The 26,718-nt window shown below is 71.2% G+C and carries 19 protein-coding genes and 2 pseudogenes; 17 read left to right on the forward strand and 4 right to left on the reverse strand.

What is annotated here, in order from left to right; genetic code table 11:
• The first annotated feature begins 258 nt into the window (after positions 1-258).
• The 4 genes from AB0L45_RS36105 (at position 259) to dctA (ending at position 4,680) form a co-directional block, all read left to right on the forward strand.
• The gene (locus AB0L45_RS36105) at positions 259-660 is read left to right on the forward strand and encodes an STAS domain-containing protein (protein ID WP_365847770.1); all 402 of its coding nucleotides are present in this window, start codon (positions 259-261) and stop codon (positions 658-660) included.
• A gap of 55 nt (positions 661-715) precedes the next feature.
• Positions 716-1,588 (forward strand): LysR substrate-binding domain-containing protein, encoded by an 873-nt coding sequence (locus AB0L45_RS36110; protein ID WP_365847772.1) that lies wholly within the window; start codon positions 716-718, stop codon positions 1,586-1,588.
• A 362-nt stretch (positions 1,589-1,950) separates the two neighbouring features.
• Positions 1,951-3,009 carry a tartrate dehydrogenase gene (locus AB0L45_RS36115; protein WP_365847816.1) on the forward strand — a complete coding sequence of 353 codons (1,059 nt, stop codon included), beginning with the start codon at positions 1,951-1,953 and terminating at the stop codon, positions 3,007-3,009.
• A 198-nt stretch (positions 3,010-3,207) separates the two neighbouring features.
• Positions 3,208-4,680 (forward strand): C4-dicarboxylate transporter DctA, encoded by a 1,473-nt coding sequence (gene dctA / locus AB0L45_RS36120; RefSeq protein WP_365847818.1) that lies wholly within the window; start codon positions 3,208-3,210, stop codon positions 4,678-4,680.
• On the opposite strand, the gene AB0L45_RS36125 is transcribed toward dctA, so the two are convergent.
• Positions 4,634-5,611, reverse strand: a complete 978-nt coding sequence (locus AB0L45_RS36125) for an SDR family NAD(P)-dependent oxidoreductase (RefSeq protein WP_365847774.1) — start codon at positions 5,609-5,611, stop codon at positions 4,634-4,636. The two genes, dctA and AB0L45_RS36125, sit on opposite strands and share 47 nt — an antisense overlap.
• Before the next feature lie 338 nt (positions 5,612-5,949).
• On the opposite strand from AB0L45_RS36125, the gene AB0L45_RS36130 reads away from it, so the two are divergent.
• The 8 genes and pseudogenes from AB0L45_RS36130 to AB0L45_RS36165 all read left to right on the forward strand — a co-directional run.
• The gene (locus AB0L45_RS36130; RefSeq protein WP_365847775.1) at positions 5,950-6,756 is read left to right on the forward strand and encodes an alpha/beta hydrolase; all 807 of its coding nucleotides are present in this window, start codon (positions 5,950-5,952) and stop codon (positions 6,754-6,756) included.
• Positions 6,753-8,024, forward strand: a complete 1,272-nt coding sequence (locus tag AB0L45_RS36135) for a SpoIIE family protein phosphatase (RefSeq protein ID WP_365847777.1) — start codon at positions 6,753-6,755, stop codon at positions 8,022-8,024. The genes AB0L45_RS36130 and AB0L45_RS36135 overlap by 4 nt, the downstream gene beginning before the upstream one ends.
• 68 nt (positions 8,025-8,092) lie before the next feature.
• On the forward strand, positions 8,093-8,431 hold the full coding sequence (locus AB0L45_RS36140; protein ID WP_365847779.1) for an STAS domain-containing protein: 339 nt from the start codon (positions 8,093-8,095) through the stop codon (positions 8,429-8,431).
• A 385-nt stretch (positions 8,432-8,816) separates the two neighbouring features.
• Positions 8,817-10,517, forward strand: coding sequence for a hypothetical protein (locus tag AB0L45_RS36145; protein WP_365847781.1), 1,701 nt, complete (start codon positions 8,817-8,819; stop codon positions 10,515-10,517).
• A 794-nt stretch (positions 10,518-11,311) separates the two neighbouring features.
• Positions 11,312-11,968, forward strand: a complete 657-nt coding sequence (locus AB0L45_RS36150; RefSeq protein ID WP_365847783.1) for a hypothetical protein — start codon at positions 11,312-11,314, stop codon at positions 11,966-11,968.
• Positions 11,969-12,371: 403 nt separating this feature from the next.
• Positions 12,372-13,178, forward strand: a complete 807-nt coding sequence (locus AB0L45_RS36155) for an SDR family NAD(P)-dependent oxidoreductase (RefSeq protein ID WP_365847785.1) — start codon at positions 12,372-12,374, stop codon at positions 13,176-13,178.
• A gap of 253 nt (positions 13,179-13,431) precedes the next feature.
• Positions 13,432-14,208 carry a GNAT family N-acetyltransferase gene (locus tag AB0L45_RS36160; RefSeq protein WP_365847787.1) on the forward strand — a complete coding sequence of 259 codons (777 nt, stop codon included), beginning with the start codon at positions 13,432-13,434 and terminating at the stop codon, positions 14,206-14,208.
• A gap of 416 nt (positions 14,209-14,624) precedes the next feature.
• Positions 14,625-15,061: pseudogene (locus tag AB0L45_RS36165) on the forward strand (amino acid transporter); the annotation flags it as partial.
• 90 nt (positions 15,062-15,151) lie between these two features.
• On the opposite strand, the gene AB0L45_RS36170 reads toward AB0L45_RS36165, so the two are convergent.
• Both AB0L45_RS36170 and AB0L45_RS36175 read right to left on the reverse strand, forming a co-directional pair.
• Complete coding sequence (locus tag AB0L45_RS36170) at positions 15,152-15,241, reverse strand: K(+)-transporting ATPase subunit F (protein ID WP_365847788.1); 90 nt, start codon at positions 15,239-15,241, stop codon at positions 15,152-15,154.
• Between the two features lie 189 nt (positions 15,242-15,430).
• Positions 15,431-18,058, reverse strand: coding sequence for an ATP-binding protein (locus tag AB0L45_RS36175; RefSeq protein ID WP_365847790.1), 2,628 nt, complete (start codon positions 18,056-18,058; stop codon positions 15,431-15,433).
• 233 nt (positions 18,059-18,291) lie between these two features.
• Here AB0L45_RS36175 and AB0L45_RS36180 point away from each other — a divergent pair, with 233 nt between their 5' ends.
• From AB0L45_RS36180 to AB0L45_RS36200, 5 genes and pseudogenes are all read left to right on the forward strand, one after another.
• Entirely contained in the window at positions 18,292-18,852 is a 561-nt protein-coding gene (locus tag AB0L45_RS36180) for a hypothetical protein (protein ID WP_365847792.1), read from the forward strand.
• A 621-nt stretch (positions 18,853-19,473) separates the two neighbouring features.
• Positions 19,474-20,010 carry a hypothetical protein gene (locus AB0L45_RS36185; RefSeq protein WP_365847794.1) on the forward strand — a complete coding sequence of 179 codons (537 nt, stop codon included), beginning with the start codon at positions 19,474-19,476 and terminating at the stop codon, positions 20,008-20,010.
• 977 nt (positions 20,011-20,987) lie between these two features.
• A complete protein-coding gene (locus tag AB0L45_RS36190) occupies positions 20,988-22,985 on the forward strand; it encodes a hypothetical protein (RefSeq protein ID WP_365847796.1) in 1,998 nt (665 codons plus the stop codon).
• Between the two features lie 498 nt (positions 22,986-23,483).
• Positions 23,484-23,885, forward strand: coding sequence for a hypothetical protein (locus AB0L45_RS36195; RefSeq protein WP_365847820.1), 402 nt, complete (start codon positions 23,484-23,486; stop codon positions 23,883-23,885).
• Between the two features lie 409 nt (positions 23,886-24,294).
• A pseudogene (locus tag AB0L45_RS36200) lies at positions 24,295-25,430 on the forward strand (Tn3 family transposase); the annotation flags it as partial.
• 45 nt (positions 25,431-25,475) lie between these two features.
• Here the strand turns inward: AB0L45_RS36200 and AB0L45_RS36205 are convergent.
• Positions 25,476-26,711 carry a serine hydrolase domain-containing protein gene (locus tag AB0L45_RS36205; protein ID WP_365847798.1) on the reverse strand — a complete coding sequence of 412 codons (1,236 nt, stop codon included), beginning with the start codon at positions 26,709-26,711 and terminating at the stop codon, positions 25,476-25,478.
• Between the last annotated feature and the right edge of the window lie 7 nt (positions 26,712-26,718).

The raw sequence follows: 26,718 nt of genomic DNA on the forward strand, positions 1-26,718 counted from the left end.
CTCCGCTCCGATACGCGCCCGCCGGCCTACTGGGCCGGGAGCCGCGGTTCCGGGCCCGGACCTGCACCCCTCAAGCCCCTCCACACCACTGGCACCACCACAGTCACCACAGCCACCGCCGCCACGCACAAGCGTGCGACCACGCAATGGGAACTAATTTTCGTCCACGTCTGCGGAGGCGTAACGCACGTGTTGCCGGAGCACCCGCAAACGCGTGCGTCCTGCCTCCCGAACCGCACCGACGAAAGGTGGCCGGCCATGACCACGCCTGCCGCGGGTTCCCGTTACCACTTGCTCGCCCTCACCGGCCACCCGTCGTCCGCCGCCGCCCGCCTGGTCAGGGCCGTCCGTTTCGGAGCGACCACCCCGACCGTCCTGGTGGACGTGACCGAGACCGGTGAGCTGGACGTGGAGGCGCTGGGGGCGCTGGCCCGCCTGTCGATGCTGCTGCGCTCGACCGGGGGCGGGGTGCTGCTGGTCGGTGCCGGTGCCGCGGCGCGCCAGCTGGCCGCCCGTACCGGCACCGCCTGGCTGCTGCCCGTCCACCGCGACGTGGAGGCCGCGGTGGCGTCCCTGCCCGCGTCCGGGCGGCCATGGACGGTCACCGAACTGGCCCCCGGCTGCGGCAGCGCCTTACCCCAGCCGGCGGAGGGCGGCTGAGCGGCGACGGAAGGGCGGGGCGGGGCCCGATGGCCGTGCGGGTGAGAATCGGCGGATGGACATCCGGCAGCTGGAGTACTTTCTCGCGATCGTCGACCAGGGCGGCTTCCACCGGGCCGCCGCGGCGCTGTACGTCTCCCAGCCGTCGCTGTCCCAGACGGTCCGGGCGCTCGAACGCGACCTGGGCAGCGACCTGTTCCACCGCATCGGCCGGCGCGCGGTGCTCACGGAGGCGGGCCGGGCCCTGATCGAACCGGCGCGCGCGGCGGTACGCAGCCTGGCGACCGCGCGGGCCAGCGTCGCGGCGGTGCACGAACTGCGTACGGGGCGGGTGGACGTGGCCGCCATGCCGTCCCAGGCGGTGGAGCCGCTGACCACGATGATCCGCGCCTTCAGCAGCCGCCACCCGGGGGTGTCCGTGGCCATCAAGGCCGCGTTCACCTCGCGGGACGTGGTCGAAATGGTCCGTACCGGCGCGGTCGAACTCGGACTGCTGGCCACCGTGGGCCCGTTGCCGGACCAGGAGGTGACGGCGCTGCCCACCGGGGAGCAGCGCTTCGTGCTCGTGGTCTCCCCCGACGGCCCGTTCGCCGGGCGGCGCGCCGTGGCCTGCGAGGAACTGGCGGGTCAGCGGCTGATCGTCGGGCAGCGGGGTACCGGGATGCGTGCGTACGTGGACGGTCTGCGCGAGCGCGGCGTCATGTTCACCATCGCCGCCGAGACCGAGCACCGGGTCGCCCTGCTCCCCCTGGTGCTGGCCGGGGTGGGGTCGGCGGTGGTGACCGAGTCCTGGCGGGCCATGGCCGAGCAGACCGGCGCCCGGGTGCTGGACATCGAGCCGCGGACCACGCTGAACGTCGGGCTGGTCAGCCGCCGTACGGGGCTGTCGCCGGCCGCCCGGGCCTTCGTGGCGGCGGCCCTGCCCTGAGATGTGCGACGAAGGGGAGCCGCTGAGGGCGGGGGCTGAGAGGCGGGGACTGAGAGGCGGGGACTGAGAGGCGGGGACTGAGGGGGCGGGGGCTGAGGGGGCGGGGGCTGAGGGGCGGGGCTGAGGAGCCACCCCGGCCCTCGTCGACAGCCCTCACTGTCGGTCCTCGCTGTCGGTCCTCGCTGTCGGTCCTCGTTGGCAGCCCTCGCTGACGGCCCTCGCTGACGGCCCTATCTGGCAGCCCCTGGCAGCCCTCCCTGGCAGCCCTCGCTGATAACCCTCGCTGATCAGGCAGATCGGAACTGCGTCTTGGACCGCCCCCGGGCCCCGTTGCTGCAATCGGACGCATGACGAACCCACCCCTGACGCATCACCGCATCGCCCTGATCCCCGGCGACGGCATCGGCACGGAGGTGCTGCCTCCGGCGCGGCAGGTGCTCGACGCCGTCGGCCGCCGCCACGGCTTCGCGTTCTCCTACACCTCGTACGACGACTGGTCCTGCGAGCGCTACCTGCGGGAGGGCGCGATGATGCCCCCGGACGGTCTGGACCAGCTGCGCGACAAGGACGCCATCCTGCTCGGCGCGGTCGGCCGGCCCGACGTGCCGGACCACGTCTCGCTGTGGGGGCTGCTGATCCCGATCCGCCGCGGCTTCCGTCAGTACGTCAACCTGCGGCCGGTGCGCGTCTTCGAGGGGATCGACAGCCCCGTGCGGGGCGCGACGGCCGGGGAGGTCGACTTCGTCGTCGTACGGGAGAACGTCGAGGGCGAGTACAGCGAGATCGGCGGGCGTCTGTACCGCGGGCTTCCCGAAGAGGCGGCCGTGCAGGAGTCGATCTTCACCCGGGCCGGGGTGACGCGGGTGCTGGATCACGCCTTCCAGCTGGCCGCGAGCCGCCGGGGCAAGCTGACGTCGGCCACCAAGTCGAACGGCATCGTGCACACCCTGCCCTTCTGGGACGAACTCGTCGCCGAGCGGGGCGCCGCGTACCCCGCAGTGGCGTGGGACCAGGAGCACATCGACGCGCTGGCCGCCAAGTTCGTGCTCGAACCGGCTCGTTTCGACGTGGTGGTGGGCTCCAACCTGTTCGGCGACATCCTCAGTGACCTGGCGGCCGCCGTGGCCGGTTCCATCGGCATCGCGCCGGCCGCCAACCTCAACCCGGAACGCGAGTTCCCCTCGATGTTCGAGCCGGTGCACGGTTCGGCGCCCGACATCGCGGGGCGCGGCATCGCCAATCCGCTGGGGGCGATCTGGTCCGCCGCCATGATGCTCGACCACCTCGGGCACCCCGAGGCGGCGAAGGACGTCACCGACGCCATCGCGGCGGTGCTCGCCAAGACGGACGTCCGCACGCCCGATCTCGGCGGCACCGCCTCGACGGCGGAGTTCTCCGACGCGCTCCTCGAACTCCTGTGACCCGTGGGCCGGTCCCGCCCGTCCCTTCGCGGTTCCGGCCCGCGCCCGGCTGCGTCCGGTCCGTTACCCGACGAGGTGATACGCATGGCACCACCCGAGCCCGCCCTGCCGGCCCGGCCATCGGCTCCCGAACCGGATGCGGCACTGGATCCGGATGCCGCACCGAATCCGGACGCCGCACTGGATCCGGACGCCGCACTGGGTTCGGAAACCGCTCCCGCACCGGGTCCAGGATCCGCTCCGACACCGGGCCCAGGACCCGTTCCGACACCGGGCCCTGGATCCGCTCCGGTCCGTGCACCGGCACCGGCACCGGAACCGGAACCGGCAACCGCTCCGGCTCCCGCCCCGCCCCCCGCCACCCCCTGGTACCGCCGGCTCTATTTCTGGGTGCTGACCGCGATCGTCGCCGGCATCGCGACCGGCTGGCTGTGGCCGGCGGCCGGGGCGGCGCTGGGGCCGGTCGGCACCACCTTCGTGACCGCGATCAAAATGCTCATCGCGCCGATCGTCTTCCTGACCATCGTGGCCGGGATCGGAAGCGTCGACAGCCTCGGCCGGGTGGGCCGGGTCGGCCTGAAGTCGCTCGCCTACTTCCAGGCCGGCACGCTGCTCGCCCTCCTCCTGGGCCTGCTCGCCGTCAACGTCTTCCAGCCCGGCGCCGGCGTGCACGCCCACCCCGGCGATCTGCAGCTGTCGGGCGACGCAGCGCGGTACGCGCAGAGCGGGTCGGGCCAGAGCTGGTGGCATTTCCTCACCGACCTGGTGCCCAGCAGTACGGTCGGCGCCTTCGCCGAGGGCAACATCCTCCAGGTCATCTTCTTCTCGGTCCTCTTCGGCGTCGCCCTGAAGACCGTGGGCCCCGTGGGCGAGCCGGTCATCGACGGCGTGACCCGGCTGAGCGCCGTCATCTTCAAGATCCTGCACTACGTCATGCTGGCCGCTCCCGTCGGCGCGTTCGGCGCGATGGCGTACACCGTCGGTACGTACGGCGTCTCCACCCTCACCAGCCTCGGCCGCCTCATCGCGCTCTTCTACGGCACGTCCCTGTTCTTCGTCGTGGTGGTGCTGGGTTCGGTGACCGCGTTGCTGAAGATCAATCTCTTCCGGCTGCTGTACCACCTGCGTGAGGAGTTCCTGCTGGTGCTGGGCACCTCGTCCTCGGAGAGCGCCCTGCCCCGGCTCATGGCCAAGCTGGAAGGTCTCGGTATCCGCCGAGACATCGTCGGCCTGACCGTCCCCACCGGGTACTCCTTCAACCTCGACGGCAGTTCGATCTACCTCTCGCTGGCCGCCGTCTACATCGCCCAGGCCACCGACACTCCGCTCGGCCTCGGCCAACAGTTGGGGCTGCTCGCCGTGATGCTGCTGACCTCCAAGGGGTCCGGCGGCGTCACTGGGGCGGGCTTCATCGCCCTGGCCGCGACGCTCTCGACGGTCGGCACCGTTCCGGCCGCGGGCATCATGCTGATCTTCGGCATCGACAAGTTCATGTCCGAGTGCCGCGCCCTGACGAACCTCGCCGGCAACAGCGTCGCCACCCTCGTCGTCGCGCGCTGGGAACGCGTCCTCGACAGTGCGCGGGTCAACCGGGTGCTGCGCGCCGAACGGGCCGCCGGGCCGCTCACCCGAAGCCCAGGCCCGGTTCCGCGCCGATCAGCTCGCAGCTGACCTCCCACAACCGCTCCGCGACGGCGGTGTCCTTCAGGTGGTCCCACACCGGCTCGCTACGGGGCTCCCCGTGCAGCCCGAAGGCCCGGGGGCCCCACAGCCCGCCGCCCGCCGCGCACGGGTCGAGCACAGCGCGCACCACGGGCCACGCGCCGGCGTCCTTGCCCTGGACGAGAAGGCCGGCGGGCAGCCCGCGCAGCCGTGCGCCGGCGGTCCGTACGTGTACGGGTGGGCGTGAGGGCGTAAGGGAGTCCAGTGCGCCTCCGGGGTGGGCCACCAGGCTGCGCACGGGGCTGCCGGCGGCACGCAGCCGGCGGTCGAGGTCGAGACCGAAGTACAGCTGCGCCAGCTTCGACCTGCCGTAGGTCCGCTTCGGACGGTAATCGCCCCCGGCGGACTGCAGATCGGCCAGATCGAGCCGCTCGGACTTCGCCGCGAAGCTGCCGACGGTCACGACCCGGGCGGCCGGTGCCGCCGCGAGCAGCGGCGCGAGCCACCGGGTCAGGGCGACATGACCGAGGTGGTTGGTCCCGAACATCAGCTCGTGGCCGTCCTTGGTCACCCTTCGGGGCGGATCGTCGAGCGCCACCCCGGCGTTGTGGACCACCGCGTCGAGGCTGCCGACACCGAGCGTGTCCACCGCGGTTTCGAGGGAGGACAGGTCGGCCAGGTCCAGCAGGATGTGACGTACGCGTGCGCCGGGGACGCGGGAGCGGATGCAGCCCTCGGCGGCGACTGCCTTGGTGTGGTCGCGGCTGCCGAGGACGACGGTGGCGCCGGTTCCGGCGAGCTGTTCGGCGACGAAGTAACCGATGCCCGCGTTGCCACCGGTGATCAGGAAGGTCTTGCCTTCGGCGGACGGCAGCCGGCGCACGTCCCACGGCGGGGACGGCGGCCGGTGCGCAGGCTGGGGCTGGGATTTTGAAGGCATGGTGATTCCTCGGTCGTGCGGTCGCTTGGTCGTGCGGTCGCTTGGTCGTGCGGTCGTGGGGTCGTGTGGTCGCGTGATCGCTTGGTCACGCGGTCGTGCGGTCGCCCGGTCACGTGGGCGTGCGGTCGCGCCGGTCACGTGGGCGTGCGGTCACGTGGTCGTGCGGTCGTGCGATCGCTTGGTCGTGTTCCGGAGCCGAGCGCCCCACCCGTACCCCAAGATCGCAACGGTGTCCGACACACCGCCGATACAGCACCGACACGGCTTCTGCACGCGGCCTGGCGCCCCGTCGACGGGCGCGCTCCAGCCGACCACAGGCGGATGCGAGGATGGGCCGTATGGACATCCTGCGCAGGAACAACGTCACCGTCACCGGTAACCCGGCGGGACCGGTGGTGATGCTGGCCCACGGCTTCGGCTGTGACCAGAACATGTGGCGTCTGACGGTGCCTGCCCTGACCGATGCCTACCGGGTGGTGCTGTTCGACTACGTCGGCTGCGGCCGCTCCGACCTGTCGGCGTTCCAGGAGAACCGTTACTCCTCCCTCGACGGTTACGCCCAGGACGTGGTGGAGGTGGCCGAGGCCCTCGACCTGCGCGACGCCACCTTCGTCGGGCACTCGGTCAGCGCCATGACCGGCGTGCTCGCCGCCCGGCGCGCCCCGGAGCGCATCGGTGCCCTGGTCATGGTCGCCCCGTCCCCGCGCTACATCGACGACGAGGGATACCGCGGCGGCTTCACCGCCGAGGACATCGACGAGCTGCTGGCCTCGCTGGACTCCAACTATCTGGGCTGGTCGGCCGCCATGGCGCCGGTGATCATGGGCAATCCGGACCGGCCCGAGCTGGGCGCGGAACTGACCAACAGCTTCTGCGCCACCGACCCGGACATGGCTCGCGTCTTCGCCCGTACCACCTTTCTGTCCGACTCCCGCGACGACCTGAAGACGGTCGAGGTGCCGACGCTGGTGCTGGAGTGCACCCAGGACGTGATCGCCCCGCGCGAGGTCGGCGCGTACGTGCACGCGCAGGTGCCCGGCTCGGAGCTGGTCACCCTGGACGCCACCGGCCACTGCCCGCACCTGTCCGCGCCCGAGGCCACCAACACGGCGATCACCGGTTTCCTGGCGGGGCTGCGCCGATGAGCCGCGCCGGGCAGGAGGAACCCGACCCGCACGAGACGGACGGCGACCGCACCACCGACGCGGCGTTCGCGGCCCTGCTGGAGGACAGCGCCGAGGAGCTCTACGACTCCGCACCGTGCGGCTACGTCTCGACGCTGATGGACGGCACCATCGCGAAGATCAACGCCACCCTGCTGGACTGGCTCGGCCTGACCCGGGAGGCGGTGGTGGGGCGGACCCGCTTCACCGACCTGCTCACCGTGGGCGGCAAGCTCTACCACGAGACGCACTTCGCGCCGCTGCTGCGGATGCAGGGCGAGATCAACGGCATCGCGCTGGAGATCAAGCGCGCCGACGGCACCCGGATACCGGTCCTGGTCTCCTCGACCGTCAAGCACGGCAGCGAGGGCGAGCCGCTGCTGATCCGTACCACTCTCTTCGACGCGCGGGACCGCCGCGCGTACGAGGAGGAGCTGCTGCGGCGCCGGCAGGAGGCGGAGGAGGCCCGCAAGCGCGCAGAGGCGGACCGCGCGCGGCTCCAGGAAGCACTAGCCGTCCTCCAGCAGAGCCTGCTGCCCGCCGTGCTGCCCGACATACCCGGCCTCGAAGTGGCCACGTACTACCACACCGCCTCCCCCGACCGGCTCGGCGGCGATTTCTACGACCTGTTCGCCCTGGACGGCAAACGCTGGGCGTTCTTCCTCGGCGATGTGAGCGGCAAGGGGCCCAGGGCTGCCGCCCTGACGTCGCTGACCCGCTACACCCTGCGCGCCGCCGCCCTGCACGACGCGGACCCGGTGGCCACCCTGGCCACCTTGAACACGGTCCTGCACGAGCGGTACAGCGGCGGCGACCCGCGCTACTGCACCGCCATATTCGGCATCCTGGAGCCCGATCAGGACAGCGGAGAGGTCGGCGTACGGCTCGCCTCCGGCGGCCACCCGCCCGCGCTGGTCATGCGCGCCGACGGCACCTGCGACTTCCTGCCCACCCCGGGCGGGCTGCTCGTCGGCATCCTGCCCGACCCGCGCTTCACGACCGCCACCACCACCCTCGCGCCGGGCGACAGTCTGCTGCTCTACACCGACGGCCTCACCGAGGCCCGTACGGGGCCCGACCGCGCCTTGTACGGGGACGACGCCCTGCGTACGTTCGCCACCGGGCACAGCGGGTCGCCACCGCACACCGTCATCCAGGCGCTGACCGGGCTGCTGGACAGCTTCGGCGACGGCCTGGACGACGACACGGCCCTGCTCGCCCTCGGAGTCCCCGCCGGCACCCGGCCCTGAGGCTCCGCCTCCGGCCGTCCGCCACGGATGTCACCCCCTGTCCCTGTCCCTTCGACCCCACCCCAGAGATGAGCTCGCTGAAGACCACGCTTCGAGACGCCGCGACCGGTCCCGTACTGGAGATCGCCGGAGACCTCGATTACGACCACGCCGACGAGCTGCGCTCCGTCGTCTCCGGCCTCACCCTGAAACCGGGCCAGCGCCTGGTCCTCGACCTGAGAGCGATGGAGTTCTGCGACTCCAGCGGCATCACCGCCCTGCTGGCCGCCCGTAATCACGCCATCGCCGCCGAGGCGGACATCGCGCTGGCCGCCGTACCCGCCAACACGCTGCGCGTCCTGCGCTACGTCGGCCTCGACCAGGTTTTCACCTGCCACCCCGACAGCGAGACCGCTACCGTTCCCTGACGGGGCGGCCACCTGGAGCTCGACGGCTGCACCAACTCGCTGCACCACCTGGCCGAGCTCGCCGCACCGACGCCCCCGAGGCGGAAACCCGGCGACGGCCAGGGCCCTACCTGACGGATCTCCCCGGCATCGCCACATCGCCGACTCGCCAACTCCCCGGCGCCGACCTCGAACGCGGCCCCGGCCCCGGCCCCGAACCGTGCATGGCTCCGACCCCGGCCCCCTACCGCACAGGCCCTCGCCGAACCGGACCCGACCGAACCAAACCGGACCCGACCGAACCAAACCGGTAACCGCCATGTCCACCCAGTGACCCTCCCCGCATTCACTCGTTTGAAGGAGGTAAGCGCTCCGCACCTCGCAGCCTTTGGAGGCACCCCGCTCCATGGTCACGTCGCAGCGCCGGTCTCCGGACGGCCGTGACCGGGTGACGCTCGACGCGGCCGAGGCCGGTCTCGTCGAGCACTACACCGGTCTGGTCCGTCTCGCCTACCTCACGCTCCCGCCCTCGCTCGGCAGGCACCGCAGGGTGCTGACCGCCCACGGCCTGGTGCAGCGCGCGCTGCCCGGCTTCCGGCTCCGGAAGGCCGCCCTGCGGGTGCCGGCCCAGCGGCCGGGGCCGGAACGGCTGGAACCCGAGCGGCTCGGGCCGGCCTGGGTACGCGAACGTGTGCTGCGCGCGGCCCTGGCGTACGAGCGGCGCCCGCGGATGTGGCCGGGGCGCCTGCCGCCGCCCCGTGCGCTGCGGCCCATGCTGCCGGTGGTGTGGGGGCTGCGGCTGTTCCCGCGCGCGGGCGGGCGCGAGGAGATCGCGCTGGGGCAGGCGCTGTCCGGGCTGTCCGCCGACGTCCGCGCGGCCTTCGTGCTCTCCCGGGCCGACGAACTGCCCGACGCCCAGGTCCGGGCCCTGCTCGGGGCCGCCGGCGCCGGCCACCCGGACCGGGCCCTGCGGGTCGCGCGGCAGCTCGACGCGCCGGCCGTCTCCGCCGCCCAGACACTCCTGCGCTCGGCGGAGTTCGACGCCTGCTCGGTGCAGACCCGCCCCACGGACCTGCTCCGCCGCAGACAGCGGTTCCGCCTCGGCTGGGCCGTGACCGCGATGGTGGCGGTCGGCGCCGTGGTCCTGACCGCCACCGGCTCGTCGACGGGCCCGCGGCCGCCACGCCCGGCCGTCGGCCCGGTCACCGCCGCGGACCTGGTACGGACGCCGCGCACAGAAGGGGCCGACACCGCGCGGTTCGACTTCACGGCCTGGCCGTCCCGCGGCGGACGCACCGGAGACCGGAACCTGCTCGGCCGCGCCCTCGCCGCTTGGTCACGGCCGCCGCGCGGCACCCACGTCACCCGTACACCCGGCACTTCCACCGGCCCTCCCCCGCACGGTACGCAGCTGCTGTACGCCGGGGAGGCGGACGGCGACGCGGTGGTACTGCTCCACGACGGCTCACGTACCGTCCGCTACCGCGAGCCCCTCTCCCCCGGCGGCCACCCCGCGCTCGACTTCGCCCGTACGGACAGCAGCGACCTGACGACGGCCGCCGCTCTCACCGTCAGCCGGGCGCACGGCGCGGTGCGCTACCTCACCGCCCCCTGGATCGCCGGTGCACAGGCGCGTGATCTGCTGCGTCCCGGTGCGCCCGCGCGGCCGGTGCGGATCTCTGCCGACGGTGTCACCGAACCCCTGCGCGCCCCCGCCGAGCCCGGCCCCTGCGCTTCCCGGGTCACGCTGCAACTGCGCACCTCGACCCGCATCACCGACCACCCACACGCCTTCCTCATCACCGACCTCGGCGGCCTCGTGCCCGCCCACCTGACGTACACGCCACCGCCCGATGGCGGCACGTCGCCGCGGCCGCCCCGCGAGGCCACCGGCGCGGCGGCGTCCGCGAGTTGGGCGCGCACGGCCTGCTGGCTGGCCGGGCTGCCGGACGGCGTACGCGCGGTCGACGTATGGGATCTCACCGGCCAGGCACTGCCGAAGGGCGGCGGCCGGGAGGTGTGGTCCTGCGTACGGGCCGATGCGTGGCGCGGTCCGGGTGAGGTGAACGTACGGATCTCGTGCCCGCGTCCGGCGGAGGGCGGGTGAGCACCGGGGCGCAGGCCGCGCAGGGGACCTCGCCGCAGGCACGAGCAGGACAGAAGCATGGTGGGGCGGGGGCGGACGCGCGAGCGCGCGGGAGGCAGGACCGAATCCGACGAGGACGGCCCGCTGCCCCGCACTCGCTCACCGGCGGCACTTCCTCGCACAATCAGGCCTCTCGCGGGCGAGACCGGCAGCGATGCGCCGCGCCGGTTTCCCATCCATCTCCCAGTTGATCATGTTGGGTGGGTACCGCCTCCCAGCACGGCGGCTCGGCGGTCACGGACCGGCTACGAGGCACGCCACGATGCCGACGTGCCGCACTGCGCCTCGGACATCCGCCACTGCCCTCGGCATGCGTCGTCCACCGATGAACCACCCCTGCGAAGCATGACGGTGCCACGGAATGCCACTGCCTCTGGCCCGTGGCGGCGGCTACCACGCCCGGCGACCGGCCTCCCCACCCAAGTTCTGCAAACAAGCGCCGCCAGCGAGGCCACCTCGCACGAGCAGAGGCTGAACGGCTCGGCCCCCGACAGTGGCTCCCCACCCAGCCCGCACGAGCGGAACATCGCGTCGACACCTGAATAAGCCGCCCAAGTACGAGAGCCACCGGACCCCGATCGCCCCCGAATCACTGGCCGAGCTGCTCGATCTGCCGCTAGCTACCGGAATCAGTCCAAGTCCGGTACGACGTACTCCTACGCGGTAACCGTCGAGGCGCCCGGTCCCGGTGGGCACGGCAGAACTCTTGTTCCTCCTGCTCGCCAGGTCCGGCGCCATGGACGGGGACGGTGCCCTTGACCCCCGAGTCCGCGTTCGGCGACAGCCCGGCACGCAGACTGCGGGTGCGCATCGCGGGCGGGGCGGCCGGGCCATGTGCCACATCGTCCGATCCCCGACCGGCTTCCCGCAGCCGCCGGAAGGAGTGCTCCGAGCCCAAGTCCCGCCTGTCCCCCGCCTTGCGCCTCTCCTCGCCCGAAGGCAGCCGCGACCTGTTCATCGACCGGTGCCTGGACCCCCAAGCCCTCGCCGACGTCCTCGAAGGCCGAGCCGGTTGGCTGTACTGGACACCAGCTGCGGAGCAACCATCGAACTGGTGCGTCGCGGCCCTGCTCGTCCTCGACGACGACCGGTACGTCTGCGGGCTGACGTCCCCGGGAAGCGACGCCGGCCTTCCTCAGGGCGAGCCGGCCGAGCCGCCCGGCCCGGGCGCCCGTGCGTTGCGCGCGGTGGGGCCGTATGCGTTGTGGCAGCCGGCCGTGCACGGGCCGGGCATGTACGGATTCGGTCTCGGCTTCCTCGCTGTATGCCTGATCGTCGCGGGCGTCGGCCACGACGGCGGGCCGCTGCTCGGCACGTGCTTCGTCACCGCCGTGGCAGGGCCGCTGGCGGGCCTTGTGACCATCCTGTACCGGCGCACGGTCTTTCTGCGGCGCCTGGCACGGCGGACTTGACGGAGGCGGTCACCGCGGGCGCTCGTCTCGTGGCCGGCGGCTGGCTGCTGGGCACAGACAGCCCGGTGATCGCCCGCCGAGGTTCAGCACTCGCCGCCGATCGGGACCGGAAGCTCATCAGAGGCGCGTCAAGGGGGCGGAGCAAGTCTTGCGGCCCGGGGCGGCACGGCCTTCGATGGGGGACGTGAACAGCGCCTGGCTCCTGCTCGACCGTCCGCCTCATCAGGCGGCGTCTCGTCGTGCCCGGCGCTGTCAGGGAAGATCCGCCTCCCGCTGATCCCTTTCCCGCATCCCTACGGGGCGCCGCGACCTGATCCGGCGCCCCTCTTTCGTCCACCCGCACGCCACCGCGCTCCTCAGGGCCGGCTCGGCGTACCCGTACATTCCCCGACCGGAAGGGACCATGTCCGTCTTCGACCTTTCCTCCCGTACCGTCCTGGTGACCGGTGCCACCTCCGGCATCGGCTTCGAGACCGCCCGGCAGCTCGCCGAGCGCGGCGCCACCGTCCTCGTCCACGGCCGCACCGCCGAGGACGCGCAGGCCGCCACCGACAGGCTGACCGCCACCGGCATCGACGCGGCCCAACTGTGCGCGTTCAGCGCGGACTTCACGCGTCTGGAAGAGGTCGAGGCCCTGGCGCGGCGGATCGTGGCCGAGCACCCGCGCCTGGACGTCCTGGTCAACAACGCCGCCACCGCCGCCCCCGAACGGCACACCCGCACCGGCGACGGCAACGAGATCGCCTTCCAGGTCAACTTCCTCGCCCACTACCTGCTGACCTGCCTCCTGGAGCCCGCGCTGACCACCGACCCCGGCGGCCGGGTCGTCAATGTGTCGTCGTCGCTGCACCGCACCGCCTCGATCCAGTGGAGCGATCCGCACCGGGCCCGCCGTTACTCCCGGCTCGCCGCGTACGCCCAGTCGCAGCTCGCCCTGACCGTCTTCGCCGCCGACCCCCGGGTGGCCGCGGTCTCCGTCCACCCCGGCATCTGCGCCACCGGCCTGCTGGCCCTCTACGGCCTCGACGGCTCCCCGGCGGCCGACGGCGCCGCCCACGTCGTACGGCTCTGCGACCCGGCGGTCGAGATCGTCAACGGCGCGTACTACGACCGTGACCAGCGCGTCGAGCCCGCCCCCGCCGCTACCGAGGGGCGCACCGTCAAGCGCCTGAGCAAGCTCGCCGACCAGCTTGTCGGCCACCACAGCTGAACCACGGCAGCGCGCCGGACAGCCCTCTGCCCTGAGGTGCCACCGCCTGGATCAGCACCAGGCACCTTCCGACTCGAAAGGCCAACTCCGCCATGTCCCAACGCGCCCGCAAGAAGAGGGCCCGGCGTCAGCACGAGGTCAGCCACGGCAGCAAGGCCGGACAAGGCTGAACCGCCCTGCGGGGCGGTGCCCGTTTCCCGCACCGCCCCGCTCGGGGGTATCCCACGCACCACGCACGTCACAAGGAGTCATCGTGATCGAGCTTCCGCAGAGCCAAGCCGCCGCATTCTCCCACTGGTTCGCCGACGGCCCTCCTGGCACGGCGGCACTGGCCGAACACGCACTGACCCCGGGCCTCGGCCGCTGGTGGGCCGACCGTCCCGTCGCTCCCCGAGCCGTCGCCGTGGCCTGTGCCGATCACGTACTGCTGCGCGGCGAACCGACCGCCCTGGCCCCGCTCGCACTTCTTCCCTTCGCCGAGCGCTACGTCCGGGCCCCGGCCCGCTTCCTGCCCCTACTCGGGCACGCGTTCGACATCGTGGTGCCGTGGGAGCGCCTGGGTTACGTCCACCGCGTTCCCGTACCGCGTCCGCGCGTGCCCCGTGGGGTGACGGTGCGTCGGCTGACACGCGAGGACGCGCCGGCGCTGGCCGCGCTGGGGCCCGAGGCGGCCTGGAGCCACGCCAGCTGGGGCGGGCCGGCCGGTCTGGCCGCCTCCGGGCACGGCTGGGCGGCGTTCGCGAAGGGCCGCGTACTGGCCATGGCCTGTACGTACTTCCGCGGCCACACGCATGAGGACGTGGCCTGCCTCACCGTCCCCGAACACCGCCGTCAGCGCCTCGCGCTGGCCTGCGTCACCGCCCTGTGCCAGGACATCGCCGCCCGCGGCCACACCCCGAGCTGGAACTGCTCACGTGACAACCGCCCCAGCCGGCTCCTCGCCTGGACCGCGGGTTTCCGCTTGGAGTACGAGTACGTCCACCACCTCACCAGCCGTCCCGCACGCAGCGGCGCGAACCTCGCGGCCTGAACACCCCGGCGTGCACTTCAGCGTCCTGCCGTGCCCATGGCTCACCACCCACCGTTCAGGGGACAACGGGCCGCCATGCCGACGTTTTCACGGCGGGGAAGGGACCGTGCCTGCGTACGCTGACGTGGCCTTCGCACGGTGGCCCGAGCGTTCGAGGTACGACAGGAGCCCACGATGGCCCCCTCCGCCCCGGCCGGTTCCGCGTCCCGGGCCGCCGTACAGCATCGCTTCCGGGCGTGGATGCTGAAGGGGCTGACCGACATGGCCAAGCGCCATCCCGGCCCGCACGCCGACCCACCGAGCGCCGACCAGGGCCGACGGTGGTGGCGGGTGATGTGCCTGACCGGTGTGGACTACTTCTCCACCCTGGGCTACCAGCCGGGCATCGCGGCCCTGGCCGCCGGGCTGCTCAACCTCATCGCACGATCCGCTTCGTCGCCAACGAGCCCGGCCGGCGTGATGTGGCCGAGTACCGCGACAAGCTCCAGCAGATCCGCACCGACAACGACCTCGCGGCATCCGAGGACTTCATTCTGGTCGAGGTCACCGTCGGCGACCCCATTGAGTTCGAGAGCGAGCTGCGGGTACGGGGGGAAGTACTGCACGGCCGCTACCGCGTGCTCCGCCTGGAGAGCTCCGCCGTCTCCAACGCGCTGGCCGCCCTGCTGCTGCACGTCCGCGACGAGACGGGCCAGCGGCCGCACATCTCCTTCGAGTGGACCGAAGGAGATCCGTTCGCCCAGTTCCTCCGCTTCTTCCTGTCCGGGCACGGCGACGTCGCCCCCGTCACCCGCGAAGTCCTCCGCGAGGCCGAACCGACCGCGAGCAGCGCCCCCGCGTCCACGTGGGCTGAGCCGGGAGCGCACCGCGGCTCCGTACGAGCGGGCGGTGGCGTCCGGCCCTACAGAGAACACAGAGGGTGCGGAGGACGCGGGCGGCGGCCTCAGAAGCGGTCCGGGAACTTGACGGTGAGCACCAGGAAACCGGCCAGCGCCGCCGCCACCAACAGCCCCACCACCCGCTCGATACTCACGTCGCCACCGCCACCGCCACCGCCATCGCCACGATCGCAACTCCACACATCCGCAACCTCCTCGGTTGTCTCCCTGCCGGCCGGCTTCCACCGTGACGGCGACGCGGTGCACAGGCGGACAGCACGGCCGGTCCCTAACGGGATCCGAACGAGGCGGCGCCCCGCGTACCGCGGGAGCGCCGCGCCCGGTCACGTCGTCGGGCAGATCCCGCTCGGCCGGTGGTCCGGCCGGATGGCACGCGTCCCCGGCGTACGGAAAGACGTCACCGCCTCCGGAACCGGGGCGGCGGGCAGGGAGACGACCATCGTCAGGCCGCCGCCGGGAGTGTCCTCGGGGGTCAGAGTGCCGCCCATCGCCTCGGTGAGCCCCCGGGAGAGGGCCAGGCCGAGCCCGAGGCCGGTGGTGTTGTCGGTGTCGCCGAGCCGCTGGAACGGCTCGAACGCCCGCTCGCGGTCGGGAAGCCGGATGCCCGGGCCCCGGTCGGTGATCCTGAGTTCCACCCACCCGGCCAGCGCGCTGGCGCCGATCGTCACCGGGCGCCCGGCGGGCGAATGCCGTACCGCGTTGGAGACCAGGTTGGCCAGGACCCGCTCCAGCAGCGGCGGGTCCGCGAGCACATCGGGGGCGGTGTCCAGCCCCTGCGTGGCCACATGGGCGAGTGCCTTCGGGGTCGAGCCTGGCAGGGTGTCCAACGCCGCGGGAAGTACGTCGGTGAGCGCGACGGGCTCCAGGCGCAGGGTCAGCGCACCGGCCTGCAGCCGGCTCATGTCGAGGAGATTGTCGACCAGACGGCTGAGCTTGGCCAGCGACTCCTCGGCGGTGGCCAGCAGCTCCTCCCGGTCCTCGACGGAGAACTCGACGTCACGGGTGCGCAGTGAGCTGATCGCGGCCCAGCAGCCGGCCAGCGGCGTGCGCAGATCGTGGCCGACCGCGGCGAGCAGTGCGGTACGCATACGGTCGGCCGCCTTGACCGGCTCGACCTCGGCAGCGGCCTCGGCCAGCCGGGCGCGTTCGACGGCAGCGGTCAGGTGCGCCGCGAAAGCCGTGAGGACACGGTGCTCCGAGGCGGGCAGCCGGCGTCCGCTCAGCACCAGGACGCTGTCCTCCCCTATCGCCACCCTCGTCTCGTGATCGTCATCGCGGTCGGACAACGTACTGCCCACGGCACCGGATTCCGTCCCCGCATCGCGTGGCCGCAGTGCGATGCCGTCCATGCCGAAGGTCTCACGGGTGCGCTCCAGGAGGACAGACACCGCCCGGTCCCCGCGCAGGATGCCACCCGCCAGCGAGGTGAGGCTCTCCGCTTCCGCGGTGGCCCGGGCGGCCCGCCGGTTCAGCCGCAGCGAGCGGTCGACGATGGCTGCGACGGTGACCGCGACCGTCGTCAAGGCCGCTTGGGCGACGACGATGTTGGCCTCGGCGTAAGTGAAGTGGCCGATGGGCGGGATGAAGTAGTAGTTCAGCAGCAGCGAGGTCGTCACGGAGGCGAGCAGCGCGGAGACCACCCCGCCGATGCAGGCCACCCCCAGCACCGTGAGCAGGAACAGCAGTGCCTCGCTGGTGAGGTTGAGCGCCAGCGGCCCCGAGACGGCACGCAGGACGAGGGTGAGCAGCAGGGGAAGCACCAGGCCGGCCAGCGGTCCGGCCACCCGGCGCGAACGCGGCAGGCCGCTTCCCGGCGCGGTCCACCTGCGTCCCTGGCCGGCGTGTTCGTGGGTCACTGTGTGGACGTCGATGTCGCCGGATCGCTCGACCACGGTCTCGCCGACACCGCGGGGCATCAGCAGGCGCCGCAGACGGCTCCGGCGGCTGGCGCCGATGACCAGTTGGGTGGCGTTCTGGGACCGGGCGAAGTCGAGCAGGGCGGCGGGTACGTCGTCACCCACCACCGAGTGGTAGCTGCCCCCGAGGCTCTCCGTGAGCTGCCGCTGTCCGGCCAGCGCCGCGGGTGAGGAGCCCACCAGGTCGCGGCTGCGGGTGATGTGGACGGCCAGCAGGTCACCGGAGGAGCGGCTCACGATCCGGGCGGCCCGGCGGATCAGGGTGGCGCCCTCCGCACCGCCCGTGAGTGCCACCACCACCCGTTCGCGGGTCTCCCACACCCGGCCGATGCGGTGCTCGTCCCGGTACTTGCGCAGCGCCTCGTCCACCCGGCCCGCCACCCACAGCAGCGCCAGCTCCCGCAGTGCGGTGAGGTTCCCGAGCCGGAAGTAGTGCGAGAGCGCCGCGTCGACCTTCTCCGGTGGGTGGATGTTGCCGTGTGCCATCCGGCGCCGCAGCCCCTCGGCCGGCAGGTCGACCAGTTCGATCTGGTCGGCGCGGCGCACGAATGCGTCGGGTACGGTCTCGTGCTGCGGCACACCGGTGATCTTCTCGACCACGTCGCTGAGCGAGTCCAGGTGCTGGACGTTGAGCGTGGCCGCGACATCGATCCCGGCTCCGAGCAGTTCCTCGACGTCCTGCCACCGTTTGGCGTGCCGGCCACCCGGTGCGTTGGTGTGGGCCAGTTCGTCGATGAGCACCACCTGCGGCCGCAGCTCCAGCACCCGGTCCAGGTCGACCTCGTCGACGTCCGCACCGCCGTGTCTGCGCGTCACCCGCGGCAGTACGTCCAGCCCGTCGAGCATCGCCTCGGTGGACGGACGGCCGTGGCACTCCGCGAGGGCCACCACCACCCGCGTACCGCGCGCGGCCCGGCGCCGCCCCTCGTCCAGCATCCGGTAGGTCTTGCCCACCCCGGGAGCAGCCCCGAGAAAGACCTTGAGCCGGCCGGGGCGCCTCCCCGGCCCGTCGGTCCCACCGCTGCTCCGCGCCATCGCGTACTCCTCCACGTACCCCACTTCCGGAAAGCGGCACGCCGGGCGGCATGACGAAGGAGAGTTCACGGCATGGCACCGGTCGGCGTGCGAGGTTCCTGAAGACAGCGTCACTTCACAGCGGCAAGAACCGCGAAGGAGTTCGAAAACGTTGACGCAACTCTGTCTCTCCCCTACGTCCCTGTTCAGGCCGGTGACCACGGCGACGGGCAAGAGCCAGCTTCACCGTGGTCATGTCGGTCGGTGACGATGGTCTGTTGCACGGATTGAGACTCGATCCGCACGGCGGCGCCGAGTGGCAGCCGCCGCACTACGCGGATACGGGCCGATTCACCGAGCGGGACGTCCTGCTCGGCACCGGACCGCTCGCGGTCCCCGGCACGCTCAGTCTGCCCCCCGGCCCCGGACCGTGGCCGCCCGCAGCAGTGCTGCTCAGCGGTGGCGGTGCATTCGACCGGGACTCGAGCAGCGGCCCGAACAAGCCGCTGAAGGACCTCGCCTGGGGGCTCACCTCCCGGCAGGTGGCCGTGCTGCGCTTCGACAAGGTGACCTTCGCGCACCAGGATCGTCTGCCATCGAGCTTCACCATGGCCGACGAGTACCTGCCCCACGCTCTTGCAGCCGTCCAACTGCTCCGGCAGCAGCCCCAAGTGGCACCGGACCGGATCCACCTCCTCGGGCACAGTATGGGCGGCAAGGTGGCGCCCCGGATCAGCCCCGTCGGTGGCGAATCTGGTCTACAAGCGGCTCTCGATCGACCGGCAGGCCACCGCCCGGCAGCCCCTCGCCCTTGACGAGGCCGGGATTGAGCCCGGGATCGCGGATCCGGTCGTCTTCGAGGATCAGGCGGGCACCTCCAGCCGCCTGCACCCGCTTGAGCGCCCGAAGTTCGGCGAACTGCTCACCTAAGTTCGGCCGCTCGACCACGCTGTTCTGGTCCAACGTCACCCCGTACGGCACCTTCCGCCTGGACCCGGACACATTCCTCGGCCTCGGGCTCACGGTTCCCCGCCCTCGCAACCCGGCCAACGCCGCCGGCCGACCGGGCACGCAGACACGATGGAGGGCTTCGCCGGCCTCGCCGCCCCCGGAGAAGCGAGGCGGTCTGGCGGGCGCCGTGCGCGAGACCGACGAGGTGGCCCGTTGCGCGCCGGCCGGGCGATGAGCGCGCCCAAGGCTGATCGGGTGATTCAGCGCCGCTGTGGGGTATCTCTGCCCTGGCCTGCGCACATACTCGGGTATCCACGCGGGCGGGCCACCTGTTCGGGTGAGTGGTACTGGGGGGTACGGGGCGGACGGCGGCGCCGTGGGGTGCCCTGGAGAGGCGGACACGGATTCCAGCGGGCGGTGCTGCTCGCGCTGTGTCCCGAAAGGTGCCTGAGATGAAGAATCCGATGCCCTCGGGAGGAGCCCTCATGAGTGTCATAGCGATCCGGCGTGCCGCGTCCGGTGCCGTGCGGGGCTCCGCCCGTCTCGGCGCGCTCACGCTGCTGATGCCCGGTCTTCTGCTGGCCGCCTCGCCCGCCTCGGCGGCGCAACCGGCCGGTGAACGTGTGCTGCCCCACAACGTGTGCGTCGCCAACGACCCCACGGTCGAGTACCGGCGCTACAGCAACATCCGACTGACCGCGCAGCCCAACAGCCCTGAAGTCATGCTCTACTTGCGCTGCGGCAACGACAACTACGGGTTGCGGCACATCGAAGCTGGTCACGGGCCGTTCAACACGGTCCCGGCGGTCAGGGCGGTGGCCGACTGCGTGGGCTACATCCTGCGCGACCCCGACACCCGGCGCAATCAGGGCGGCGGGGCGTACCGCTTCACCAGGAAAGCGCTGGACGGCGTTGTGTGGCGGGTCGGCTTCAGGACCAACGGCACGCCCCCGTACAACGTGGTCACGGCGTTCGCCGAGGGCCCCGGCAACGGGCATCGGAACTTCTCTCGCTGCCGGTGAGGGCGCATCGACAGCGGCATGGCGGTGCCGGGTGCCCGGCACCGCCACGCCGCTGCCGGCCTCCTTGCCGCACCGGGCGGGTTGTCGACCCGCGTATACGCCAAGCGGGCAAGGCCCATCGGGCGCGGGCCATCGGGCGCGGGCCATCGGGCGATGCGAGTGGGGCGTTGTCGCACGGATCGTCGGACGGTCCTCACGCGGAACCCGGCAGCAGCGCCGAACTGCGGATCACCTGGGTCGCTGCGTACGCGTACGACGGCGAACGGTAATGGTTGGCCGGACGGTAGCGTCGGCCCTGTCGTCAATGACGTCGTCGACAGGCGGGCTGCATATCTCGGTCGCCTCACTGCTCAAGCAGCGACGTGGTGGCGGCGCGACACTGATCGACCTCCGCTGATAGCTGATACGAGACCGGCCGGCCTTGGCCTGCTGCACCAGAAACGGAGTGGTCGTAGCAGGCGCCACAGCCCTACCTCCATCTGCGCGCCACCGTTCAGGGCTCCGGCGGCAGGGCCGACCAAGGCCGCTCTCCGCCTTCTTACCTCGTGGCGAGGAGAACCACCGAAAGGCTGCGTGTCGCAGCGCCGGGGGTGGCGTGGAAAATGCCTGCCGTGTGGCGACGTGCACGACCAACGCGTCAGCGGGCACCTGGGCAAGTGCGAAGATGCCGGGTCCGCGCTGGTGCCCGACGATGAGAAGAGGCAGCGGTCGGAAAGAAGCTGTGGTGGGCCTGGTGGCCCGGACGGCGAGCGGTGCTCCCTCCCATGCCCAGCACCGCCCGTTCGCCGAGCGCAGCACGGGACCGGACTCATCGACCCAGCGGCGCACGCATGCGATGGGCGGCGCGTCGCCGCAGGCCAGGCGGCTGGGGCGACGCCTGCCGGTGCGTGTTGTTCGTTCTGCGCTGCCACGACGGGCACCGCAGCCGACCGGTGCGGCGCCGATGGAACTCAGCACCTTCATGAAGGGAGCAGACCATGGCCACGGACCACACACAACCGACGGGGGCGGTGAAAGAGGTACTGAAACTGTACGGGGCGCCGTACGTGCCGTACTGGCACCCCGGCCGCAGTGAGCTGCCCTCCGGAGCCCACCCGCTGCTCGACTGGAACCCGGCCAAGGACCAGGACCAGGACGGTGTCTTCCACCGCTCGCGGATACCGCTGCGCGAGCGCCGCCAGGACGAGCGGTTGAAGTCCCGTCCGCAGGCGCGGGCCGGTCAGGGCCAGGTGATGTCGTGTGCCGAGTTCTGGGGCACCGGGGACAACCCGCCTCAGGGGCTGGCCTCCTGCCGCTTCTACGCCTTCGGGTACTGGCAGTACGTGCAGATCCTCGTCTTCTGGGCCGGAGTGGCCGGCACCGGCCTGATCTGCCCGCCCAACGGGCACGTGACCGACGCCGCGCACCGCAACGGCGTCAAAGTCTACGGCAGCGTCTTCTTTCCCCCCACGAACTGGGGCGGCCGAGAGGCCTGGGTGCGCGACTTCACCACCAAGAAGGGCACCACCTACCCAGTCGTGGACAAGCTGGTCAAGGTCGCCCAGTACTTCGGCTTCGACGGCTGGTTCATCAACTACGAGACCATCCGCGAGGGGGACGCGGCCATCCGTGCTGCTCTCGCCTACGGCCGCTCGCTCACCGAACCCGGCAAGCCGGACGCCGTCGACTTCACCTGGTACGAGATGCGGCAGCAGAGCCTGAACGACCACAATGCACAGTTCCTGCAACACGACCACCAGCGCGTGTGCGACTCCCTCTTCGTGGACTATTACTGGGACGACTCCGACCTGACCAACTCCAAGACCAAAGCCGACCAGATCAAACGCCCTGTCCACGACCTGTACTTCGGACTGGAACTGGTCCTGGAGAAGAACTGGAAAGAGCGTCTGGACCTGCTGTTCACACCGGGCGGTGCACACCGTGGATCCCTGGCCCTGTACAAGACCCACACCGTCTCCACCCCGCCCAAGGGCGTCGACGACACCACCTGGACCCATCACCTGTACGCCCAGGAAGCCGCCTTCTGGACCGGCCCCGACCCCGACCACCCCTCCACCGGCCCAGCCGATGAATTCCCCGGCATCGCCCACTACGTCGCCGAAGCCTGCCCCCAGAGCACCCTGCCGTTCGTCACCCACTTCAACACCGGTCACGGGCACGCCTACCACCATGCCGGAACCGTGGTGCGCCGCGGCGGGTGGGCCAACCTCTCCCTGCAGGACGTTCTGCCGACCTACCGGTGGCTCACCGGCGCCGACCCGCGCTGCGCCCTGAAGGCGAGCCTGTCCTTCGACGACGCCTGGGAAGGCGGCTCTTGCCTGATGCTGGAGCCCCGTCTGGAGCCGGGCGCCTCGGCGTGGGTACGGCTCTACCAGCTCGACCTGCCGGTGACACCCGGCGCCGTCGCCCAGGTCACCGTGCGCGCCAAGACACCCCACCCGCACGACAGGGACTGCACCGTGCAGGTACTGATCGCCGACGCCCACGACCCCGAAACCCTCGGTGCCGTCGCCCTGACCCGCAGCGGCGAGTCCCCGGCCGGCTGGGCCACCTACACCGCCTACCTGCCCCACCACGTCCGCACGCTGACCCAGCTCGGGCTGCGCCTGACCGCCGGCGACCTGCCGATGCACGGCCCGCTGGCCGTCGGACAGATCACCGTGCACGACGCGGCCTTCGCCACGCCGCCGGCCCCCACCGATCTGGAATTCCAGGTACCCGAACGCACCATCACCGGGGGATTCTCCGTACGCCTGGCCTGGAAACCCCCCGATGACGAATCCGCCGTCCACCACTACGAGATCTACGAGATCACCGCCGGCAGGGACACAACCTTCCTGGGAGCCAGTCTCAACCCGGTCTTCTACCTCCCGCAGCTGGCCCCGCGTGAGAAGGCCGCCGCCCGCCTCGCCGTCACCGCCGTCGGCCACGACGGCACCCATTCCCCCACTGCCAGAGCTGACATCACCTGGTGACCTCCGGGCGCATACGTTCCGAACGGGCCTCTTGCCCGCGGTCTGACCTACGTCAACCCAAAGCTGTCCAGCACGCGGAAGCATCGGCTTCACCGGCACCTGTAACAGCCGATCCTGGCGAAGCCCGTGCCGCCGATGGACACCCCGGGGTCGGAGCTGGTGCGGTCCGCGCTGCTACTGGCAGCTGACCAGAACGAGCGACTACGGCACCGGCGACAGAAAACGTGACCAAACCGACCGCACGCACCTGCACCGCAAGCTCGCCCCGCACCAACAGGCGCCGAGCCACCGTGGCCTTTCCCCTACGCCATGCGACCTTGGCGCGTCACCTCTTGGCAAGCAGTATCAGGAGATGCCACCCCAAGCCGGTAGCCGCATGGTCACAGTGGCGCGACGATGGCGATCTCCGGCCTTGGGACTGGTAGGCCCGCATGTTCAGGTGTCGCGTATTTGCCGTAGCCGCAGGCCGATCGTCACCCTGTGTCGGTGCTCTGCGGCATGATGACCGGCGTGGACACCGAGATACTGATAGACGTCTGGCAGCGGCTTCTCGCCGACCCTCGCAAGTCGTGGGTGCTGTTCGAGCATGGCACTTGTGTCGTGCTGACCGCTCCGGAAGGGGAGCTTGCTGAACAGGCAACCGACCTCCTGAAGAAGTCCGGCCCGGCGCATGCCGGATCTTCGGCAGGAGACTTTGGGGTGATCGACCCCAAGGACGTCGAGGGATGGGTCGTCACCGGGCATCACAACGACGTCCTTACCTATGTCGGCCCCGATGAGCCTCAGGATCAGTCGCAGATCGCTGTCGGGCTGTTCGGACGTTCCAAGCGCCACCGGGACGGCACCGAGCTTCACGTCGTCCATGTTGAGGACAAATGCGGCTCAGCGGACCCAGCGTAAGTACCGCGCTTCATGGCTGGTGGTCACCGGGGGCGTATCGGCTCCATGTTCCTCCGGCTTCGGTGACCAAGCGAGTGGCTGTCTTGTCGTGATAGCCGAGCGCCTTCGCGATGACGGGAGTCGGGGCCTGGAGGACGAGCTGCCGAATGGCGGAGGTCCTGCCGCGCTGCGGCGGGACGCCGATCTCACGCAGATGGACTTGCAGGCTGACCGTCGCATCCGATGCAATTGGCGTCGGTAGGAACATCGGTACAGCGGTTGGCGCTGAGGTAGATCATGGTCAGCTAGCACATCGACTCGGGGCTCCGCTGAGGGAGGAGGCCGCCCCGCGCGCCGCCGTGATGACCCCGGCGGCCACGGTGGTCTCGCTGGTGCCCGAGGACGAGAACCTGATCTGCCGCAGGGCGCGGTGGACCGGGACGCGTACGTGCTGGAGCAGCTGCACCGGGCCCTGAACAACCGCGCCCGCCTGCTGGACGGGCCCGACTAGGACACGGTCGAGGAGGACGTGCTGGCCGGGCTGAGCCTGGATATGCCCGTCACCGAGCACCTGACGGAGCTGGTGCGGGGCCTGGGTGCCGGATGGAAGCAGCTCGGCGCGCTCGGCGAGCCGAAGTCCCTGACCTGGCTGCGCAAGCGGGTCGAGAAGATGCTCCCGAAGATCGACCTACCGGGACCTGCTGTTCGAGGTGAACGCCTGGACCGGCTTCCTCGACGCGTTCGTGCACACCGGGGACGGCACGACCCGGATGAAGGACCTGCCCACCTCGGTGGTCGCGTTGCTGGTGTCGGAGGCGTCCAACATCGGCCTGGCCCCGGTGGTGAACCCCGGGTACGAGGCCCTGATCCGGGCCCGGATCGTGCACGTCGACCTCGACCAGTACTACCTGCGCGCCGACACCATCACCTCGGCGAACGCGCGGCTACTCGCCGCCCAGGCCGCCGTGCCATCGTGAAGTGCTGGGGCGACGGGCTGCTCGCCTCGGTGGACGGGCTGCGGTTCGTCGTCCCCATCCGCACGGTCAGCGCCGCCCCGTCGCTGAAGACTTCGGGTTCAAACGGGGCATCACCTGGCTCAACGCCGTCAACGACCAGGTCGCGGGCATCGGGCAGATGGCCGTGCCCGGCGGCCCTCGCGACTCCCTGCACATCCTGGACGCGCTGCTGAACCTGGACGGCGGGGTCAAGCCGGAGATGATGGCGACCGACAACGCCTCGTACTCGGACATGGTGTTCGGCCTGTTCAAGATCCTGGGCTACAACTTCAGCCCCCGGTTTCGCGACCTTGACGACCAGCGGTTCTGGCGGGCGACGATGCCCGGCGTCGAGACGGGCACGTACGGTGCGGTGGAGGACCTGGCTCGCAACCGCGTGAACCTGAACAAGGTGCTCACGCACGGGCCGGACAGACTGAAGGTCGCCGGTTCTCTGGTCACCAACCAGGTCCGCGCCTACGACGTGCTGCGCATCTTCGGACGCGACGGCCGCCCGACCCCGCTGGGCACCACGTTCGCCGAGTACGGACGGAGCGCCAAGACCGAGCACCCCAAACGATTCGGTTGCCGGACCGGCCGCGTCCAGGTAGTCAGGTCAGTCGTCGATGGCCTGGTAGAGGGTGGCCCAGAAGTCCTGCATGGCCCGCGCCGAATCCGGGGTGGACATCCCGGTCTGGGTGAGCAGGATGCCGACAAGCTTGTTCTGCGGGTCGGCGTAGGTGCTGGTGCCTGTTCCGCCGTCCCAGCCGAACTGGCCGACCGGCGCGTAGTCGCCGCGGTAGGTGCGCACCGCCATGCCGAAGCCCCAGCCGCCGTGCTGCCCCTGGCCATGTGACAGATGGACCACATTGCGGGCCCAGGTTTCCCGGGCTGCCAGCTGTTCGGGGGTGAGCCGGTTGGTGGTCATCAGCTCGACGGCGGGCCGGGATAGGATGCGCTGGGTGCCGTGCGTTCCGTGGTTGAGCAGCATCCGGAAGTAGGCGTGGTAGTCGTCGACGGTGGAGTCGAGTCCGCCGCCGCCGGACTGGAACGCCGGGGGCTTGCTGTGGTGTCCCCCTTCGGCCGGGTCCTCCACCGTGAACTCCCCGGTCTGCGGATCGGGGGCGTACAGGGGCGGCAGCCGGTCGATCTTGTCGGCGGGCACGTGGAAGCCGGTGTCCTTCATGCCCAGCGGGTCGAAGATGCGCTCGCGCAGGAACGCCTCGAAGGGCTGGCCGGTTACTCGGGCGACGAGTACGCCCAGCACGTCGTCGCTGACGTTGTACAGCCACCGCTCTCCGGGCTGGTACATCAGCGGAAGCGTGCCCAGGCGGCGCATCCACTCGTCCGGCTCCACGGCCGGCAGCATCCATCCGTTCTCGCCGTAGACCCTCTGCGCGAAGTACGCGCCCATCATCGGGGAGCCCATCGCCGTCATGTCCAGTCCGAGGCCGCAGGTCGAGGTGAGCAGGTCGCGTACGGTGATCGGACGCCGCGCCGGTACGGTCTCGTCCAGCGGGCCGTCTGCGCGCTTGAGGACCCGTCGGTCGGCGAGTTCGGGCAGCCACTGGTCTGTCGGGTCGTCTAGTCGCAGCCGGCACTCGTCCAGCAGAACCATGGTCGCGGCGACCGCGACGGGCTTGGTGGTGGACGCCATGCGGAAGATGGTGTCCCGGCGCATGGGGGTGCCGCCGTCATGGCGCATCGTCCCGATCGCCTCGACATGGGTCTCCTCGCCTCGGCCGACCAGGGCAACGAGTCCGGGGATCTTCTTGGACTCCACATGCCGTTCCAGCACCTCGCGCAGTCTGCGCAGCCCTGCTTCGGAGAAGCCGTTGTTGCCGTTTCCCATCATGTGT

It is taken from the genome of Streptomyces sp. NPDC052496, from assembly GCF_040679095.1.
Classification (GTDB): domain Bacteria; phylum Actinomycetota; class Actinomycetes; order Streptomycetales; family Streptomycetaceae; genus Streptomyces.

Bases quoted from the DNA above. Each gene is read 5' to 3' on its own strand.
- AB0L45_RS36110 (WP_365847772.1), top strand. From the start codon at position 716: ATGGACATCCGGCAGCTGGAGTACTTTCTCGCGATCGTCGACCAGGGC.
- AB0L45_RS36135 (WP_365847777.1), top strand. From the start codon at position 6,753: ATGAGCCGCGCCGGGCAGGAGGAACCCGACCCGCACGAGACGGACGGC.
- AB0L45_RS36195 (WP_365847820.1), top strand. From the start codon at position 23,484: ATGATGACCGGCGTGGACACCGAGATACTGATAGACGTCTGGCAGCGG.
- AB0L45_RS36175 (WP_365847790.1), bottom strand. From the start codon at position 18,058: ATGGCGCGGAGCAGCGGTGGGACCGACGGGCCGGGGAGGCGCCCCGGC.
- AB0L45_RS36205 (WP_365847798.1), bottom strand. From the start codon at position 26,711: ATGGGAAACGGCAACAACGGCTTCTCCGAAGCAGGGCTGCGCAGACTG.
- AB0L45_RS36180 (WP_365847792.1), top strand. From the start codon at position 18,292: ATGTCGGTCGGTGACGATGGTCTGTTGCACGGATTGAGACTCGATCCG.
- AB0L45_RS36155 (WP_365847785.1), top strand. From the start codon at position 12,372: ATGTCCGTCTTCGACCTTTCCTCCCGTACCGTCCTGGTGACCGGTGCC.
- AB0L45_RS36105 (WP_365847770.1), top strand. From the start codon at position 259: ATGACCACGCCTGCCGCGGGTTCCCGTTACCACTTGCTCGCCCTCACC.
- AB0L45_RS36130 (WP_365847775.1), top strand. From the start codon at position 5,950: ATGGACATCCTGCGCAGGAACAACGTCACCGTCACCGGTAACCCGGCG.
- AB0L45_RS36140 (WP_365847779.1), top strand. From the start codon at position 8,093: ATGAGCTCGCTGAAGACCACGCTTCGAGACGCCGCGACCGGTCCCGTA.
- AB0L45_RS36185 (WP_365847794.1), top strand. From the start codon at position 19,474: ATGAGTGTCATAGCGATCCGGCGTGCCGCGTCCGGTGCCGTGCGGGGC.
- AB0L45_RS36145 (WP_365847781.1), top strand. From the start codon at position 8,817: ATGGTCACGTCGCAGCGCCGGTCTCCGGACGGCCGTGACCGGGTGACG.
- AB0L45_RS36125 (WP_365847774.1), bottom strand. From the start codon at position 5,611: ATGCCTTCAAAATCCCAGCCCCAGCCTGCGCACCGGCCGCCGTCCCCG.
- AB0L45_RS36190 (WP_365847796.1), top strand. From the start codon at position 20,988: ATGGCCACGGACCACACACAACCGACGGGGGCGGTGAAAGAGGTACTG.